Origin of the sequence: Pseudomonas sp. SD17-1 (assembly GCF_029201585.1) — a bacterium.
Classification (GTDB): domain Bacteria; phylum Pseudomonadota; class Gammaproteobacteria; order Pseudomonadales; family Pseudomonadaceae; genus Aquipseudomonas; species Aquipseudomonas palmensis.
Map to the genome: position 1 here is coordinate 474,091 of NZ_CP104044.1, position 16,974 is coordinate 491,064.

The following is a 16,974-nucleotide window of genomic DNA, read 5'->3' on the forward strand; positions in this document are numbered from 1 at the left end:
CACCTGTAGGAGCCGGCCTTGCCGGCGAAGCTGTTTCAGGGCCTTTCGAAATTGGCTTGCGCCGCCTTGGCCAGGTCCGGCGGCAGGAAGTCCTTGTCCGGGTTGTAGTCGGGCTTGAGGTAGCGACCCAGGTCATTCAGGTCTTGCGGGCTCAAGGTCCCGGCGGCCTGCTTCAGGCGCAGGTTGTCGAGGATGTAGTCATACCGGGTGTTGTTGTAGTCGCGCACCGAGGTGTACAGCTGGCGCTGTGCATCCAGCACGTCGACGATGTTGCGCGTACCCACCTGGTAACCGATTTCGGTCGCTTCCAGCGCACTCTGGTTGGAAATGATCGACTGCTTGCGCGCCTGCACCTGCTCCACGTCGGTGTTCACCGCGCGGTGCAGGTTGCGGGTGTTTTCCACCACCTGGCGACGCAGGCTCTCGCGCTGCTGTTCGCTCTGGCTCAGGCGCTGGTACGCCTCGCGCACCTGCGAGCTGGTCAGCCCGCCACTGTAGATCGGGATGTTCAGCTGCAGGCCGATGCTGGTCTGCTCCACGTCGCCGCGGTAGTTCTGGCCCGTCAGGTTGGGGTTGCTGAAGCCCAGGCTGTCGTTGTCACCCTTCTGGTAGCGCGCCACCGCGTCCACCGTCGGCGCGTGCCCGGCCTTGCGCTGGCGCAGGGTTTCCTCGGCCGCGTTGACCGCGTAGTTGGTGGCCTGCAGGTTCAGGTTCTGCTTTGCGGCGGTTTCTACCCAGGCCTTGGCGTCATTGGGCGTGGGTACCTGCACCGGCAGGGTGTGCACGATGCCCTGCACCGAGTTGTAGTCGCGGTTGGTCAGGGTCACCAGTGCCTCGAAGGCGTCGTCCACCTGGCGCTGCGCGACGATGCGGTTGGCGCGTGCGGTGTCGTAGCTGGCCTGGGACTGCAGCACGTCGGTCTTGTCCGACAGGCCTACATCGAAGCGCTCGTTGCTCTGGTCGAGCTGGCGCTTGAACGCGGCTTCTTCGGCCTTGGTCGAAGCCAGGGTGTCCTGGGCGCGCAGCACGGCGAAGTAGTTCTCGGCACTTTGCAGAATCAGGTTCTGTTCGGTGGCCGACAGCTCCAGCGCCGCCTGTTCGTTCACCGCTTCGGCTGCCTGCAACTGGAACCAGCGGTCGGCGCGGAAGATCGGCTGGGCCAGGGTGGCCTGCCAGGAGTTGCCGCTGCGGTTGGCGGTGATCGAGGGGTGATCGATCTTCGTACGGCTGTTCATCATCTCGGCGCCGGCCGAGAGGTTGGGCAGCAGGCCGGCACGGGCCTGGGGCACCACTTCCTTGCGGGCGCCGTAGTCGGCGCGGGCAGCGGCCAGGTCGGCGTTGTTGTTCACCGCTTCCTGATACACGCTGACCAGATCGGTGCGTACCGACAGGGGCGGTTCTGCTGCCCAGGCCATTCCGTTGGTAGCACACGACACGGCGAGGGCCAGTGAAAGTTTGCGCAGCATAGGGCAGTCCTTGAACGGTTGAGTATTTCTGAACCGATGAGTGTAGTTGCGCAGGCATTTTGCAACAATCCGCTATTTGCGCCTTTTATCATGCTTGTGCTTGGACTGTTGGCGTTTCGCGTCGCACCGGTCTATGCTGGGCGCGTTCTTGTCGGGGTGCCTTGCGTTGAGGCTGAGATCGGATAATTCCGGATCCCGTTGAACCTGATCAGGTTAGCGCCTGCGTAGGGAACAAGATTGCTCGTCTCCCGCGAGCCCTCTTGTGTCGGCTGCGGGATTGTCATTTCAGCTTTTTGGCTGGTGTGGCATCTTCCGTTTTCGGCACAGCACCAGCCCTGGTGCGCCCGTGCCTTTCAGGTTCACTCCGACTGCCAACCCGTCTGGAGAGCCTGTGATGAGCCAAAAACAAAAATACCCCGCGCACCTGAGTGAATCGGCCAAGGTCGACGAGCAGTCCGTGCAGCCGTTCACCCGTTCGCGCAAGATCTACGTGCAGGGCTCGCGCCCCGATATCCAGGTGCCGATGCGCGAAATCAGCCTGGACGACACCCCCACCGATTTCGGCGGCGAAGCCAACGCGCCGGTGCTGGTGTACGACACCTCCGGCCCCTACACCGACCCCACCGTGCAGATCGACGTGCGCAAGGGCCTGGGCGATGTGCGCTCGGCCTGGATCGACGCGCGCGGCGACACCGAGCGCCTGGCCGGGCTGTCCTCCAGTTTCGGCCAGATGCGCCTGAACGACGTGGAACTGACCAAGCTGCGCTTTGCCCACGTGCGCAACCCGCGCCGGGCCAAGGCCGGCGCCAACGTCAGCCAGATGCACTACGCGCGCCAGGGCATCATCACCGCCGAGATGGAGTACGTGGCCATCCGCGAGAACATGAAGCTGCAGGAGGCCCGCGCCGCCGGCCTGCTCGACCAGCAGCACGCCGGGCACAGCTTCGGCGCAAGCATCCCCAAGGAGATCACCGCCGAATTCGTGCGCGAGGAAGTCGCTCGCGGCCGCGCGATCATTCCGGCCAACATCAACCATGTGGAGCTGGAGCCGATGATCATCGGCCGCAATTTCCTGGTGAAGGTCAACGGCAACATCGGCAACAGCGCGCTGGGCTCCTCCATCGAGGAAGAAGTGGCCAAGCTGACCTGGGGCATCCGCTGGGGCTCGGACACGGTAATGGACCTGTCCACCGGCAAGCACATCCATGAAACCCGCGAGTGGATCATCCGCAACTCGCCGGTGCCGATCGGTACGGTGCCGATCTACCAGGCACTGGAGAAGGTCAACGGCGTGGCCGAGGACCTGACCTGGGAGCTGTTTCGCGACACCCTGATCGAACAGGCGGAGCAGGGCGTGGACTACTTCACCATCCATGCCGGCGTGCTGCTGCGCTACGTGCCGCTGACCGCCAAGCGCGTGACCGGCATCGTCAGCCGCGGCGGCTCGATCATGGCCAAGTGGTGCCTGGCGCATCACAAGGAAAACTTCCTCTACACCCATTTCGACGAAATCTGCGAAATCATGAAGGCCTACGACGTCAGCTTTTCGCTGGGCGACGGCCTGCGCCCGGGCTCGATCGCCGACGCCAACGACGCGGCGCAGTTCGGCGAGCTGGAGACCCTGGGCGAGCTGACCAAGATCGCCTGGAAGCATGACGTGCAGTGCATGATCGAAGGCCCCGGCCACGTGCCGATGCAGTTGATCAAGGAGAACATGGACAAGCAGCTCGAGTGCTGCGACGAGGCGCCGTTCTACACCCTGGGCCCGCTGACCACCGACATCGCGCCGGGGTACGACCACATCACCTCGGGCATCGGTGCGGCGATGATCGGCTGGTTCGGTTGCGCGATGCTCTGCTACGTGACGCCCAAGGAGCACCTGGGGCTGCCGAACAAGGACGACGTCAAGACCGGCATCATCACCTACAAGATCGCCGCGCACGCGGCGGACCTGGCCAAGGGGCACCCGGGCGCGCAGATCCGCGACAACGCCTTGAGCAAGGCGCGGTTCGAGTTCCGCTGGGAAGACCAGTTCAACCTGGGCCTGGACCCGGACACCGCACGCTCGTTCCACGACGAGACCCTGCCCAAGGATTCGGCCAAGGTCGCGCACTTCTGCTCGATGTGCGGGCCGAAGTTCTGCTCGATGAAGATCACCCAGGAAGTGCGTGAATACGCCGCCAACCAGCCGGTCGAGGTGGCGGTAGAAGAGGGCATGCGCGAGCAGGCCGAGCGGTTCCGCCAGGAAGGCAGCCAGTTGTACCAGAAGGTCTGAGGCGATCCCTTCGCCGGCAAGGCCGGCTCCTACAGGCGAGACGAATCCCTGTAGGAGCCGGCCTTGCCGGCGAAAGCGTCCTGCAATCCAACCCCCACTCTCCTGCCGAGCCCTGATCGTGAGCACACCCAGCCACTACTCCCCCGATTCCCCCATTCCCGACAGCCAGCGCGTCTTCGGCGCGCGGGACCTGTTCTCCCTGTGGTTCTCCCTCGGCATCGGCCTGATGGTGCTGCAGACCGGCGCCTTGCTCGGCCCCGGCCTGGGCCTGTCCGGCGCGTTGCTGGCCATCACCCTCGGCACGCTGGTCGGCGTTCTGCTGCTGGCCGCCGCCGGCGTCATCGGCAGCGACACCGGCCTGTCGGCCATGGGCACCCTGCGCCTGAGCCTGGGCCGCCACGGCGTGGCGCTGCCGGCCATTCTCAACCTGCTGCAACTGGTTGGCTGGGGCGCGTTCGAAATCATCGTGATGCGCGACGCCGCCAGCCTGCTGGGTGCGCGGGCCTTCGGCGCCGACAGCCTGTGGGTCAGCCCGCTGCTGTGGGCACTGTGCTTCGGCGCCCTGGCCACCGCGCTGGCGGTGGCTGGCCCGCTGACCTTCGTGCGCCGCATTTTGCGCAAATGGGGCATCTGGCTGTTGCTGGGCGCCTGCCTGTGGCTGACCTGGAACCTGTTCGCCAAGGCCGACCTGGCTGCCCTGTGGGCGCGCGCCGGGGACGGCTCGATGTCGCTGGGGGTGGGCTTTGACATCGCCATCGCCATGCCGCTGTCGTGGCTGCCGCTGATTGCCGACTACTCGCGCTTCGGCAGGCATTCGGGGCAGGTGTTCGTGGGTACCGCACTGGGCTACTTCATCGGCAACCTGTGGATGATGAGCCTGGGGGTGGCCTACATCCTGGCCTTCGCCACCGATGGCGAAGCCAGCACCCTGCTGCTGGCGCTGGCCGGCGCAGGCTTTGGCATCCCGCTGTTGCTGGTGCTGCTCGACGAGTCGGAAAAGGCCTTTGCCGACATCCACTCGGCGGCGGTGTCCAGCAGCCTGCTGTCAGGCGTGAAGGTCGAGCACCTGGCACTGGTGATCGGCGTGGTGTGCACCCTGATCGCCTGCTTCGCGCCGCTGGGCCAGTACGAGAACTTCCTGCTGCTGATCGGCTCGGTGTTCGCGCCGCTGTTCGGTGTGGTGCTGAGCGACCACTACGTGCTGCGCCGGCGTCGCCTGCCGGGTGTGGTCGACGGCCTGCACTACGGGGCGCTGGTGGCGTGGGCCTGTGGCGTGGCGACCTACCATGTGCTGGCGCATTACGCCGCAGACGTTGGCGCCACCCTGCCAGCCTTGCTGCTGGCAGGGGCGCTGCATCTGTTGCTGGGCTTCAACCGCGGCCGGGAAACAGCTCGGGCCTGATCACGCCGTTCAGGCGCGGGTAGGGGATCTTGAGCTCGATGTGGCCCATGGAGTACGGGGCGATGGCATACACCTCGTACTTCACCACCACCGCGCCGTAGGTCAGGGCGACGTGCGGTGACTTCTGGAATGGCCAGTTCTTCACGAACTCGGCGTCCTTGTCCATGCCGGTGCTGATCAGCCAGCCCTTGTGGGCCTCTTCGACGGTCTTCCAGAAGGTTGCCTCCTGGCCCGGCACCAGCATGTCCTGCAGGGTCAGCACCTTGTCCTGCTGGCGCGAATAGTTGATGAAGCCGCGCCCCGGCATGCCGTGCGCGCCGCCGGTGTCCAGGTAGCTGGACAACTCGATGATCACCAAGCCGTCATGCTGCTCGCGTACCTTGGCCTGCAGGTAGCTGCTGTTGCGGCTCTGGGCCGATTGCAGGTAGCTGTCCTCGTAGGACTTGAGCGAGGCCGGCAACGGTGCGCCCTCGCCATCGCTGGTGAGCTTGAGCAGGCTGCGCTCGACGATCGCATCGAGCTTGGTGTTGGTGGGGAAGTGCACCGTGTCGATGTTCACCAGCGGGCAGTCGGCTGCGGTGCAGCCCGGCTTGATGTGCTCCCACCTGTCGCGCTTGACCTCGAGCGGCACGCGCATGTTGGGCTGGAACAGGCTCTGGCAGGCGCCCAGGGTCAAGGCCAGGGCGGTCACGCAGGCTAATTTCGCAAGTGACATGATGATCCTTGTAGTGCAACGGTAATCGGGCTTGGACCGTCGGCAATGCCGTCGGTTCGCCACTAAGCTGACAAGAAAGGCTGCGCCTATCCTCGCAGCCCGCACGATTGTTTTAAAGGGGTGAAACCGCGCAGTGTGCAGGTTAGGATGGCGCGACGTGGTAATGGGGTAACGAGGTATCCATGACAGACAAGCCAAAGGCCATGCCGACCGACGTACAGATCGTGCGGCGCGAAAACTGCTTCAAGGGCTTTTACCGGCTCGACCGGCTGCACCTGCGCCACGAGCTGTTTGCCGGCGGCATGGGCCGCGAGATCAGCCGTGAGCTGTTCGTGCGCCACGACGCAGTGTGCGTGCTGCCCTACGATCCGCAGCGTGACGAAGTGGTGCTGATCGAGCAGTTTCGTGTCGGCGCCATGGGCAAGGTCGACAACCCCTGGCTGGTGGAACTGGTCGCCGGTCTGATCGACAAGGACGAACAGCCCGAGGAGGTTGCGCACCGCGAGGCGCAGGAGGAAGCTGGGCTGACATTCAGTGCGCTGTGGCCGATGACCAAGTACTTTCCGTCGCCCGGCGGCAGCGATGAATTCGTGCACCTGTACCTGGGGCGTTGCCACAGCGACGGCGCGGGCGGCCTGCACGGGCTGGAAGAAGAGGGCGAAGACATTCGTGTGAAGGCCTGGGCGTTCGAGGATGCGTTGCAGGCCGTGCGCGATGGGCGCATTGCCAATGCCGCGAGCATCATTGCCCTGCAATGGCTGGCGTTGAACCGTGATGAAGTCAGGGGGCTGTGGTCGTGAATCTGTTGCGCGAGCGCTACCGGGTCGATCTGGTCGGCTTGCAGGCTGCCTGCGAGGCCAACTATGCGCGCCTGATGCGACTGTTGCCCGACATGCGCACCACCCAGAGCTCGCGCCGCATCGGCATGACCCAGGGTGACCAGATGCTCGGCGTGCTGGTGCTCGACGTGGTGCTGGCCTGCCCTTACACCACCACCCTGCGCGTGCGCCAGGAGCACAGCCTGCCGTGGCTGCCGGTGCCGCAGCTGGAGGTGCAGGTGTACCACGACGCGCGCATGGCCGAGGTGGTCAGTGCCGAGCATGCGCGGCGCTTTCGCAGTGTCTACCCATACCCCAATGCGGCCATGCACCAGCCGGACGAAAAGGCCCAGCTCAACCTGTTCCTGGGCGAGTGGCTGAGCCATTGCCTGGCCTGCGGCCACGAACTGGAAGCGGTTCGCTGAAAATGTGACCGGTGTCGTGGGCGCGGGGTTTGCCGTTGCCTGCATTCCCACCATAATCGTGCAGAATCCGCCCAAGGAGACGGCCTTGCCGCACTCGATCATCCCTTCCCGTGACGCTTCGGTGCTGCTGGTGCAGCTCTCCGACAGTCATCTGTTCGCCGAAGCCGAAGGCACGCTGCTGGGCATGAATACCCGCGACAGCCTGCGCCGTGTGGTCGAGCGGGTACTCGACGAACAGCCGGTGGTCGACCTGGTGCTGGCCACCGGCGACCTGTCGCAGGATGGCAGCGTCGAATCCTATCTGCAGTTTCTGGCCCTCAGCGGAAGGATTCCGGCCCCGGCCCGCTGGCTGGCCGGCAATCACGACGAACCGTTCCCCATGGCGCAGGTGGCACGCGGCAGCGCGCTGCTCGAGCCGGTGGTGGATGCCGGCGCCTGGCGGGTGATCATGCTCAACTCGGCCGTGTGCGGCTCGGTGCCGGGGCTGCTGGCAGACGATCAGCTGCAACTGCTCAGGCAGGCCCTGGAGGCCGCACCGCAGCGCCATTGCCTGATCTGCTTCCATCACCAGCCGGTTTCCATCGATTGCGCCTGGATGGCGCCCATCGGGCTGCGCAACGCCGATGTGCTGTTCGACCTGCTCAAGGGTTATCCACAGGTGCGCGCGCTGCTCTGGGGGCATATCCACCAGGAGTGGGACCAGCTGCGTGACGGTGTGCGTCTGCTCGCCTCGCCGTCCACCTGCATTCAGTTCGAGCCGGGCAGTGAAGACTTCAAGGTGGGCGACCAGGCCCCGGGGTATCGCTGGCTGCGCCTGCATGACGACGGCAGGCTCGAGACCGGGGTCTCGCGCGTGACCGACTTTGCCTTCACCGTCGATTACGGCAGCAGTGGGTACTGAGCGCTGCAAGCTGCAAGTGAACGCGAATATCACCGCCCGGTTGTAACCTGATGTTTGAAAGTTGCCGCTCAAGGCTTCTCGAACAGGCTAAACTGCGCGTCTTTTGTGCTCGTTGCGACGGGCGTTGCATGGGCATCGGGGGCGATCATGTCGGGTTCGATTCTTTATATCCACGGGTTCAACAGTGCGCCCAGTTCGACCAAGGCCAGCCAGCTGAGCAGTGTGATGCAGCAGCTGGGGCTGGCCGGGCAGCTGCGCGTGCCCCTGCTGGACAACCATCCGCGCCAGGCCGTGGCGCAGCTTGAACGTGCCATCGCCGAGCTGGGTTCGCCATTGCTGGTCGGCAGCTCGCTCGGGGGCTACTATGCCACCCACCTGGCCCAGCGCCACGGGCTCAAGGCCCTGCTGATCAACCCGGCCGTCAATCCGCACCAGCTGTTCGACGGCTACCTGGGCCCGCAGCAGAATTTCTACACCGGGGAAACCTGGGAGCTGACACTGGACCACGTGCAGGCCCTGGCCGAGCTGGAAGTGCCCGCACCGAGCGACCCCGAGCGCTTTCAGGTATGGCTGCAGACGGGCGATGAAACCCTGGACTACCGCCGTGCCCAGGCCTTCTATCGGGCCTGTGCGCTACGCATCGAGGCCGGTGGCGACCACAGCTTCCAGGGCTTCGCGCAGCACCTGCCGGCCATGCTGAGCTTTGCCGGCATTGCACCGCAGGTGTACCAGGCATTCGATTTTTCTGTACTTTGACTGATTATTTTCACCTACGACTGACGACGAGAACCCATGGCCAATCCCAGCGCTAGCGCCTATAACGCAGACGCCATCGAAGTCCTCTCCGGCCTTGACCCGGTGCGCAAGCGCCCGGGCATGTACACCGACACCAGCCGGCCCAATCACCTGGCCCAGGAAGTCATCGACAACAGCGTCGACGAAGCGCTGGCCGGCCACGCTCGCACCGTGCAGGTCATCCTGCATGCAGACCATTCGCTGGAAGTGTCCGACGACGGTCGCGGCATGCCCGTGGACATCCACCCCGAAGAGGGCGTGTCGGGCGTCGAGCTGATCCTCACCAAGCTGCACGCCGGCGGCAAGTTTTCCAACAAGAACTACCAGTTCTCCGGCGGCCTGCACGGGGTGGGCATCTCGGTGGTCAACGCCCTGTCCAACCAGGTACGGGTACGGGTCAAGCGCGACGGCAACGAGTACCAGATGACCTTCGCCGACGGCTTCAAGGCCACCGAGCTCGAAGTGATCGGTACCGTCGGCAAGCGCAACACCGGTACCAGCGTGCACTTCGCGCCCGATCCCAAGTATTTCGACTCGCCCAAGTTTTCCATCAGCCGCCTCAAGCATGTGCTCAAGGCCAAGGCCGTACTGTGCCCGGGGCTGCTGGTCAGCTTCGAGGACAAAGGCACCGGCGAGAAGGTCGAGTGGCATTACGAGGACGGCCTGCGCTCGTACCTCGAAGACTCGGTAAGCGAGTTCCTGCGCCTGCCCGACGCGCCGTTCTGCGGCAGCCTGGCGGGCAACAAGGAGGCCGTGGACTGGGCCTTGCTGTGGCTGCCCGAAGGCGGCGACAGCGTGCAGGAAAGCTACGTCAACCTGATCCCCACCGCCCAGGGCGGCACCCACGTCAACGGCCTGCGCCAGGGCTTGCTCGATGCCATGCGCGAGTTCTGCGAGTTCCGCAACCTGCTGCCGCGCGGGGTCAAGCTGGCCCCCGAGGACGTGTGGGAGCGCATCAGCTTCGTGCTCTCGATGAAGATGCAGGAGCCGCAGTTCTCCGGCCAGACCAAGGAGCGCCTGTCGTCCCGCGAGGCCGCCGCATTCGTTTCCGGCGTGGTCAAGGATGCCTTCAGCCTGTGGCTCAACGCCCACCCCGAAGTGGGCATGCAACTGGCGGAACTGGCGATCAACAACGCCGGGCGCCGGCTCAAGGCGAGCAAGAAGGTCGAGCGCAAGCGCGTGACCCAGGGCCCGGCACTGCCGGGCAAGCTGGCCGACTGCGCCGGGCAGGACCCGATGCGCGCCGAGCTGTTCCTGGTCGAGGGTGACTCGGCCGGTGGTTCGGCCAAGCAGGCGCGCGACAAGGAGTTCCAGGCCATCCTGCCGCTGCGCGGCAAGATCCTCAACACCTGGGAAGTCGACGGCGGCGAAGTGCTGGCCAGTCAGGAAGTGCACAACATCGCGGTGGCCATCGGCGTCGACCCCGGTGCCACCGACATGAGCCAGCTGCGCTACGGCAAGATCTGCATTCTGGCCGACGCCGACTCCGACGGCCTGCACATCGCCACCTTGCTCTGCGCCCTGTTCGTGCAGCACTTCCGCCCGCTGGTGGAGGCCGGCCACGTGTACGTGGCGATGCCGCCGCTGTACCGCATCGACTTGGGCAAGGAGATCTACTACGCCCTGGACGAGGCCGAACGCGACGGCATCCTCGACCGCCTGGTGGCCGAGAAGAAGCGCGGCAAGCCGCAGGTCACCCGATTCAAGGGCCTGGGCGAGATGAACCCGCCGCAGCTGCGTGAAACCACCATGGACCCGAACACCCGGCGCCTGGTGCAGTTGACCCTGGAAGACCTCGAAGGCACCCGCGAGATCATGGACATGCTGCTGGCCAAGAAACGTGCGGGCGACCGCAAGAGCTGGCTGGAGACCAAAGGCAACCTGGCCGAGGTACTGGCTTGATCGCTCGGTGCCTGGCAGCGCTGTTGTCACTGCTGGGTGTGCCGGCGCTGGCCGAAACCTGGCCGGAGCTGGCGATGCAGAGCGAGCATCCGGTAGAGGGCATGCGTGGCGGCAACCTGTCGGGGCTGGCCCTGTGCAACGGCGAGCTCTGGACCGTCTCGGACCGCGACGACGACCTGCTGTACCGCCTGGACACCACCCAGACGGTGTGGCAGGCCGAAGGTATTCGCCTGGAGGTGCCGCCGGTGCCGGACAGCGGCCTGCCCTGGGGCCTGCGCTCGAGCAACTGGGCAATGTCCTACGTTCGCGGCGGCGAGCTGGATTTCGAAGGCATCAGTTGCGATGCCGCAGGCAATCACTACCTGGTCAGCGAAACCCATGTGGCGGTGCTCAAGGTACCGGTCGCAGGCGACCCCAGCTGGCTGAAGATCGACCCGAGCATGGTCCGCCAGGCGCGCGCCAGCGGCATGCTGCTGCACTTCAATGCATTGTTCGAAGGCATCGCCGTGAACCCGGCCGGCGATCGCCTGTGGCTGGCCGCCGAGCGCGAGCGCCGCGGGTTGATTTCGATCAATCGCCAGCAGACCACCTGGCACTGCGGTGATGGCTGCGTGCTGCTCAGCGAGGCCGGCACCGAGATGCAGCCTGCGCAGATGCCCAACGCCCGCGAGCGGCCCCGGGATTTTGCCGACCTGGCGCTGTTCGAAGGCAAGCTGTTCACCCTGGAGCGCAATGCCTACCGTATCTGCCGGCGTGATGCCGACACTGGAAGCGTGGAGCGCTGCTGGTCGTTCGCTGCCGATGCCCTGATCGAATCGCGGCAGTATTCGCAGCCGTTCGGCCTGGCCGAGGCCCTGGTGATCGATGCCAAGGGTGCCTGGATAGGCCTGGACAACAACGGCGGTCGCCGCGCCGATGGCGAAAACCGCCCGATCGTGTGGCGCTTTGCAGCGCCCCAGGGCGGCTGGAGCGCCAAACCGTGAGCCAGGCACCGGGCAAGCGTGCCGGCCGGGTGATGCTGGTGCTGGCGTGGGCGGCCGGCCTGTTCCTGGCCACGCGCTTTTTCGGCGACTGGGAACAGCGCCAGGCCAACCCCAACAGCCAGATCAGCTCGCAGCACGGCGATGGCTATGTCGAGGTGCGGCTGCTGGGCAATGGCCAGGGGCATTTTGTGGCCGACGGTCTGATCAACGGCCAGGCCGTGCATTTTCTGCTGGATACTGGCGCCACCGACGTGGCGATCCCCGAGAGCCTGGCCCGGCAGTTCAGCCTGGAGCGTGGTGCGCCCGTGACCCTGAGTACCGCCAATGGTCGTACCGAGGGCTATCGCACCCGCCTCGACAGCCTGCAACTGGGCGATATTCTGCTGCGCGACGTACGCGCCCTGGTGGTGCCGGGGCTGGACGGCGAGCAGGTACTGCTGGGCATGAGTGCCCTGAAACAACTCGAATTTACCCAGCGCGGCGGCACCTTGCTGCTGCGCCAGACCTTGAAATGATGAGGCCCGCATGAGCGACTCCCTTGATCTCAGCCTCGATGGCGTAGAGCGCCGGTCACTGGCTGACTTCACCGAACAGGCCTACCTCAACTATTCCATGTACGTGATCATGGACCGTGCGCTGCCGCATATCGGCGACGGTTTGAAGCCGGTGCAGCGACGCATCGTCTACGCCATGAGCGAACTGGGCCTGGACGCCGATTCCAAGCACAAGAAATCGGCGCGTACCGTCGGTGACGTGCTCGGCAAGTTCCACCCGCATGGCGATTTGGCCTGCTATGAAGCCATGGTGCTGATGGCGCAGCCCTTCAGCTATCGCTACACCCTGGTCGACGGCCAGGGCAACTGGGGTGCGCCGGACGATCCCAAATCCTTCGCGGCCATGCGCTACACCGAAGCGCGCCTGTCGCGCTATTCCGAGGTGCTGCTCAGCGAGCTGGGCCAGGGCACTGCGGACTGGGGCCCGAACTTCGACGGTACCCTCGACGAGCCCCTGGTGTTGCCGGCACGTTTGCCGAACATCCTGCTCAATGGCACCACCGGTATCGCCGTGGGCATGGCCACCGACGTGCCGCCGCACAACCTGCGCGAAGTGGCCACCGCCTGCGTGCGCCTGCTCGACGAGCCCAAGGCCACGGTCGAACAGCTGTGCGAGCACATCCAGGGCCCGGACTACCCGACCGAAGCAGAGATCATCACCCCGCGCGCCGACCTGCTGAAAATCTACGAAACCGGCCGTGGCTCGGTGCGCATGCGCGCCGTGTACCACATCGAGGACGGCGACATCGTGGTCACCGCGCTGCCGCACCAGGTGTCGGGCGCCAAGGTGCTGGAACAGATCGCCGCGATGATGCAGGCCAAGCCGTCCAAGGCGCCGCAGGTGGCCGACCTGCGTGACGAATCGGACCACGAGAACCCGTGCCGCATCGTGATCATCCCGGTGCACAGCCGCGTCGACCACGAAGCGCTGATGCAGCACCTGTTCGCCAGTACCGACCTTGAGTCCAGCTACCGGGTCAACATCAACATCATCGGCCTGGACGGCAAGCCGCAGTTGAAGAACCTGCGCACGCTGCTGGTCGAGTGGCTGCAGTTCCGCGTGCAGACCGTGCGCCGTCGCCTGCAGTTCCGCCTGGACAAGGTGGAGCGTCGCCTGCACCTGTTGGACGGCTTGCTGATCGCCTACCTCAACCTGGATGAAGTGATCCACATCATCCGTACCGAGGAGCACCCACGGGCCAGGTTGATCGAGCGCTTTGCATTGAGCGAGATCCAGGCCGACTACATCCTCGACACGCGCCTGCGCCAGTTGGCCCGTCTGGAAGAGATGAAGCTGCGCAACGAGCAGGACGAACTGCTCAAGGAACAGGCCAGGCTGCTGGCGCTGCTGGGCAGCGAAGCCAAGCTCAAGAAACTGGTGCGCACCGAACTGCTGCAGGACGCCGAAACCTATGGCGACGACCGTCGTTCGCCGATCGTCGAGCGCGCCGAAGCCCGTGCGATGACCGAGCACGACCTGCTGCCCAACGAAAAGGTCACGGTGGTGCTGTCCGAGAAGGGCTGGGTACGTTCGGCCAAGGGCCACGACATCGATGCCACCGGGCTCTCGTACAAGGCCGGCGACGGCTTCAAGACCGCAGCCGCGGGGCGCTCGAACCAGTACGCGGTGTTCATCGACTCCACCGGCCGCAGCTACTCGGTGCCGGCGCACACCCTGCCGTCGGCACGGGGCCAGGGTGAACCGCTGACCGGTCGCCTGACCCCGCCGCCCGGTGCTTCGTTCGAGTGCGTGCTGATGCCCGAGGATGACGGCCTGTACGTGATTGCCTCCGATGCCGGCTACGGCTTCGTGGTCAAGGGCGAAGACCTGCAGGCCAAGAACAAGGCCGGCAAGGCCCTGTTGAGCCTGCCGAACAACGCCAAGGTGATCCTGCCGCGCCCGGTGGGCAACCGCGAGCAGGACTGGCTGGCGGCGGTGACCACCGAAGGGCGCCTGCTGGTGTTCAAGATCAGCGACCTGCCACAGCTGGGCAAGGGCAAGGGCAACAAGATCATCGGCATTCCGGGCGATCGCGTGGCCAGTCGTGAAGAATTTGTCACCGACCTGGCAGTGATTCCCGAGGGTTCGACCCTTGTATTGCAGGCCGGCAAGCGTACCCTGTCGCTCAAGGGCGATGACCTGGAGCACTACAAGGGTGAGCGTGGGCGGCGTGGCAACAAGCTGCCGCGCGGCTTCCAGCGGGTCGATGCGCTGCTGGTGGAAAACGTCGAATAAGCGACCTGGTGGCCGCAAACGGGTATTTTAGTGACCGTTTGCGGCTTAAACACTGGAGTCGCACGGAACTTTCGCGGATGATAGGCCCCTTGTGGTGCCAGCGTAGCTGTGTGCCCGACGTATTCATGAGTATCACTGCGGCAAGCCGTGTGGCGGCCGCCTGGATGGGATGATGAATTTTCTGCGCCTTCCATTTGTTCTACTGCTCAGTGGCGTGCTGGGCTTGGCCGGGTGCAGCATGCACCAGCCGGTAGCGCTGTATCAGCTCGACAGTGGCGAGCCGGGGCAACCTGGCCAGAGCAACGGCATGGCCGTGGTGCTGGGGCCGGTCTCGGTGGCCGACTACCTGCAACGCGAAACCCTGCTGCAACGCCAGCGTGACGGCAGCCTGACGGCGGCGACCGATGGTCGCTGGGCGGGCAGCCTGTCGGCCGACATCGACCAGTTGCTGGTGCGCCAGCTGGCCTGGCGCCTGGACAGCCAGCGTGTGGTGCTGGCACCGGCCAGCACCGGGTTCAACCCGGATGTGCAGGTGCTGCTGTCGATCACGCGCCTGGACTCGGGCGTCGGCCAGCCGGCGATCCTCGATGCCCAGTGGCGCTTGCTTGATCGTCGTGGCCAGGTGCGTGACAACCGCATCGTGCATTTCGAGCAGCCCCATGAAGGCAGCTCGGCGGCGCAGGTACAGGCGCAGGGGCAACTGCTGCAGCGTCTGGCCGAGCAGCTGAGCGTGGCGTTGAAGCCGTTGGCCAATCAGCCGCCGATCGTGCAGGAACAGCCGAAGAAGGCCACGCCGGTACAGCAGGTGCGCAAGGAGCCGGAGAAGCCGAAGATTCCGATGGCGACACCGATTCGTACCGAGATGGAAGTGTTCCGGTTTTAACCGGCCACAAAAAAGCCCGCAGCGATGCGGGCTTTTTTGTGGCCGGTTGAAACCGGCTCCTACGGGGCCTCAGGTCTTGATCTGGCGCTCGTGCATCCGTGCCAGCTGGCGCTCCAGCATCGACGGATACGGCTCCATCAGGCGCTCCACACAGCACGCCCCTTCAGGGCTGGCAATCGGGCGGATGCGGGCACGCTGGCGAATCAGCGCATCATCACTGACCTTGCGCTCCACCAGCAGCAGGTTGCGGCTGTGTTGCGACAACGCCAGGGCATCCTGGGCCTTGTCGGTCAGCAGCAGGTCGATCTGGCTCAGGCCGTGCAGGTCTTCACCCAGCGCCAGGCCCAGCTGCAATTGCAGGGTAATCCCGCTGTCGGCCACTTCCACCTGCAACGCATGCCCCAGGGCACGCAGCAGTTCGCCACAGCAGATGGCGTTGGTCAGGTAGTCCTCGCCGCTTTCCGAGCTGTGGAACAACAGCAGCGTGCTGCCATCGTTCAGTGTGTGCACTTCGCTTTCATACAGCGACGCGGCCTGGTCGAGGCAGTCGCGGTAGCGGTCCAGCAGTTCGGTCAGACGTGCCCGAGGCAGGCGGCGCAGTTGCTCCTGGGAGCCCAGTTGCACCGCCAGCACCGCACTGGCCTGCGGCTCGCGTGGCGCAGTGGGTACTACAGCCTGCGGTGCGGCATCGCTGTCGTCGCGCAGGTCGGCAAACGCCTCGTCGTCGTCTTCATCATGCGCTACTGGCCTGGGCAGCGCCGGCTTGGGCTCCAGCGCCGGCTCGCGCAGGTTGCGCACCTGCAAGGCCGGCTGCGCTTCGTGTTCGTCGTAGTCGTCTTCTTCCTCGGGCTCTGCTTCAGGCTCCGGCGGTGGCGGGGCAAAGCGCGAATGCAGCTGGCGCGCCAGATCGCCGATCTCGTCCTGGCGGTCGGTGGCCGGGGTGTAGGCATCCAGGTCGCGCAGCCACACCCGCAGTTGCAGCAGCGGCGTCGAAATGAAGCGCCCCAGGCGCAGGCTCAAGGCCAGGGCCAGGGCCAGCAGGATCGCCGCCAGAATGCCCATGCTCTGCAGGCTGATGGTCAGCGGCTGCTGGAACTGGCTCATGTCCAGGCTGATGCGCAGTTGCCCGGCCGTCACGTCCTGGAAGGTGATCTTGGTCTGGTACAGGCCCTCGACCTCGCCCAGCAGGCCGTTTTTCGGGCGCTGGCCGGCTTCGGCGAGGATCCGGTTGTCGACGCTGTAGATGGCGGCATGGGCCACCAGCGGGTTCTTCACCAGGTTGCCGAGCAGCACGTTGAGGCTGAGGATGTCGTTGGACACCAGCAGTTCGGTGGCAGACGTGGCGGTCTGCGTGGTCAGGCTCTGACCCAGGGCGTCGGCCTGCTCGTGCATGGCCTGCTTGAACTGCAGGCCCATGACCCCGGCGTAGATGACCAGCGCCAGCGCTACCAGAAACACGTTGTGGCAGGCGATCCGCAAGGCCAACGGCACACGGCGCTGGCGCAGGGCACGGAAGATCAGCAGGAAGAAATTGTCGGTTTTAACTGGCGTGGGCCGGTTCACAGAGCGCGGCTCTTTATGTCGGAGAAGGTGCTGCGCAGTATAGCGACAGGGCATGG

14 protein-coding genes and 1 riboswitch are annotated in these 16,974 nt (G+C 65.2%); of the genes, 11 read left to right on the forward strand and 3 right to left on the reverse strand.

Annotation, left to right across the window (positions count from 1 at the left end):
* Positions 1-35: 35 nt before the first annotated feature.
* Positions 36-1,466 carry a TolC family outer membrane protein gene (locus N0B28_RS02170; protein ID WP_043863566.1) on the reverse strand — a complete coding sequence of 477 codons (1,431 nt, stop codon included), beginning with the start codon at positions 1,464-1,466 and terminating at the stop codon, positions 36-38.
* Positions 1,467-1,608: 142 nt separating this feature from the next.
* A riboswitch (TPP riboswitch) is annotated at positions 1,609-1,714 on the forward strand.
* 146 nt (positions 1,715-1,860) lie between these two features.
* Here N0B28_RS02170 and thiC point away from each other — a divergent pair.
* A complete protein-coding gene (gene thiC / locus N0B28_RS02175) occupies positions 1,861-3,741 on the forward strand; it encodes a phosphomethylpyrimidine synthase ThiC (protein WP_054915742.1) in 1,881 nt (626 codons plus the stop codon).
* Positions 3,742-3,859: 118 nt separating this feature from the next.
* Entirely contained in the window at positions 3,860-5,143 is a 1,284-nt protein-coding gene (gene cytX, locus N0B28_RS02180; protein WP_054915741.1) for a putative hydroxymethylpyrimidine transporter CytX, read from the forward strand.
* Here cytX and N0B28_RS02185 read toward each other — a convergent pair.
* Complete coding sequence (locus tag N0B28_RS02185) at positions 5,112-5,858, reverse strand: RsiV family protein (protein ID WP_275730091.1); 747 nt, start codon at positions 5,856-5,858, stop codon at positions 5,112-5,114. The two genes, cytX and N0B28_RS02185, sit on opposite strands and share 32 nt — an antisense overlap.
* Before the next feature lie 182 nt (positions 5,859-6,040).
* Between N0B28_RS02185 and N0B28_RS02190 the strand changes: the two genes are divergently transcribed.
* The 9 genes from N0B28_RS02190 (at position 6,041) to N0B28_RS02230 (ending at position 15,355) form a co-directional block, all read left to right on the forward strand.
* Positions 6,041-6,658 (forward strand): NUDIX domain-containing protein, encoded by a 618-nt coding sequence (locus tag N0B28_RS02190; RefSeq protein WP_043863562.1) that lies wholly within the window; start codon positions 6,041-6,043, stop codon positions 6,656-6,658.
* Positions 6,649-7,101 carry a DUF1249 domain-containing protein gene (locus tag N0B28_RS02195; protein ID WP_043863561.1) on the forward strand — a complete coding sequence of 151 codons (453 nt, stop codon included), beginning with the start codon at positions 6,649-6,651 and terminating at the stop codon, positions 7,099-7,101. The genes N0B28_RS02190 and N0B28_RS02195 overlap by 10 nt, the downstream gene beginning before the upstream one ends.
* A gap of 85 nt (positions 7,102-7,186) precedes the next feature.
* Complete coding sequence (cpdA, locus tag N0B28_RS02200) at positions 7,187-8,002, forward strand: 3',5'-cyclic-AMP phosphodiesterase (RefSeq protein ID WP_255000650.1); 816 nt, start codon at positions 7,187-7,189, stop codon at positions 8,000-8,002.
* Positions 8,003-8,149: 147 nt separating this feature from the next.
* Positions 8,150-8,758 (forward strand): YqiA/YcfP family alpha/beta fold hydrolase, encoded by a 609-nt coding sequence (locus N0B28_RS02205; protein ID WP_043863559.1) that lies wholly within the window; start codon positions 8,150-8,152, stop codon positions 8,756-8,758.
* A gap of 36 nt (positions 8,759-8,794) precedes the next feature.
* Positions 8,795-10,699, forward strand: a complete 1,905-nt coding sequence (gene parE / locus N0B28_RS02210; RefSeq protein WP_275730101.1) for a DNA topoisomerase IV subunit B — start codon at positions 8,795-8,797, stop codon at positions 10,697-10,699.
* Positions 10,696-11,682, forward strand: a complete 987-nt coding sequence (locus N0B28_RS02215; protein ID WP_058541604.1) for an esterase-like activity of phytase family protein — start codon at positions 10,696-10,698, stop codon at positions 11,680-11,682. Before parE ends, N0B28_RS02215 begins: the two co-directional genes overlap by 4 nt.
* Complete coding sequence (locus N0B28_RS02220; RefSeq protein WP_078479871.1) at positions 11,679-12,197, forward strand: TIGR02281 family clan AA aspartic protease; 519 nt, start codon at positions 11,679-11,681, stop codon at positions 12,195-12,197. Before N0B28_RS02215 ends, N0B28_RS02220 begins: the two co-directional genes overlap by 4 nt.
* A gap of 10 nt (positions 12,198-12,207) precedes the next feature.
* Positions 12,208-14,472, forward strand: a complete 2,265-nt coding sequence (gene parC / locus N0B28_RS02225; RefSeq protein ID WP_275730107.1) for a DNA topoisomerase IV subunit A — start codon at positions 12,208-12,210, stop codon at positions 14,470-14,472.
* A 172-nt stretch (positions 14,473-14,644) separates the two neighbouring features.
* Positions 14,645-15,355, forward strand: a complete 711-nt coding sequence (locus N0B28_RS02230) for a PqiC family protein (RefSeq protein ID WP_275730110.1) — start codon at positions 14,645-14,647, stop codon at positions 15,353-15,355.
* Between the two features lie 69 nt (positions 15,356-15,424).
* Here N0B28_RS02230 and N0B28_RS02235 read toward each other — a convergent pair whose 3' ends face one another.
* The gene (locus tag N0B28_RS02235) at positions 15,425-16,918 is read right to left on the reverse strand and encodes a histidine kinase (protein ID WP_253087437.1); all 1,494 of its coding nucleotides are present in this window, start codon (positions 16,916-16,918) and stop codon (positions 15,425-15,427) included.
* Positions 16,919-16,974: the final 56 nt, after the last annotated feature.

What these genes read in the sequence shown, in the direction of transcription:
- N0B28_RS02170 (WP_043863566.1), bottom strand. Translation starts at nt 1,466, where the DNA reads ATGCTGCGCAAACTTTCACTGGCCCTCGCCGTGTCGTGTGCTACCAAC.
- thiC (WP_054915742.1), top strand. Translation starts at nt 1,861, where the DNA reads ATGAGCCAAAAACAAAAATACCCCGCGCACCTGAGTGAATCGGCCAAG.
- N0B28_RS02185 (WP_275730091.1), bottom strand. Translation starts at nt 5,858, where the DNA reads ATGTCACTTGCGAAATTAGCCTGCGTGACCGCCCTGGCCTTGACCCTG.
- N0B28_RS02190 (WP_043863562.1), top strand. Translation starts at nt 6,041, where the DNA reads ATGACAGACAAGCCAAAGGCCATGCCGACCGACGTACAGATCGTGCGG.
- N0B28_RS02205 (WP_043863559.1), top strand. Translation starts at nt 8,150, where the DNA reads ATGTCGGGTTCGATTCTTTATATCCACGGGTTCAACAGTGCGCCCAGT.
- parE (WP_275730101.1), top strand. Translation starts at nt 8,795, where the DNA reads ATGGCCAATCCCAGCGCTAGCGCCTATAACGCAGACGCCATCGAAGTC.
- parC (WP_275730107.1), top strand. Translation starts at nt 12,208, where the DNA reads ATGAGCGACTCCCTTGATCTCAGCCTCGATGGCGTAGAGCGCCGGTCA.
- N0B28_RS02230 (WP_275730110.1), top strand. Translation starts at nt 14,645, where the DNA reads ATGAATTTTCTGCGCCTTCCATTTGTTCTACTGCTCAGTGGCGTGCTG.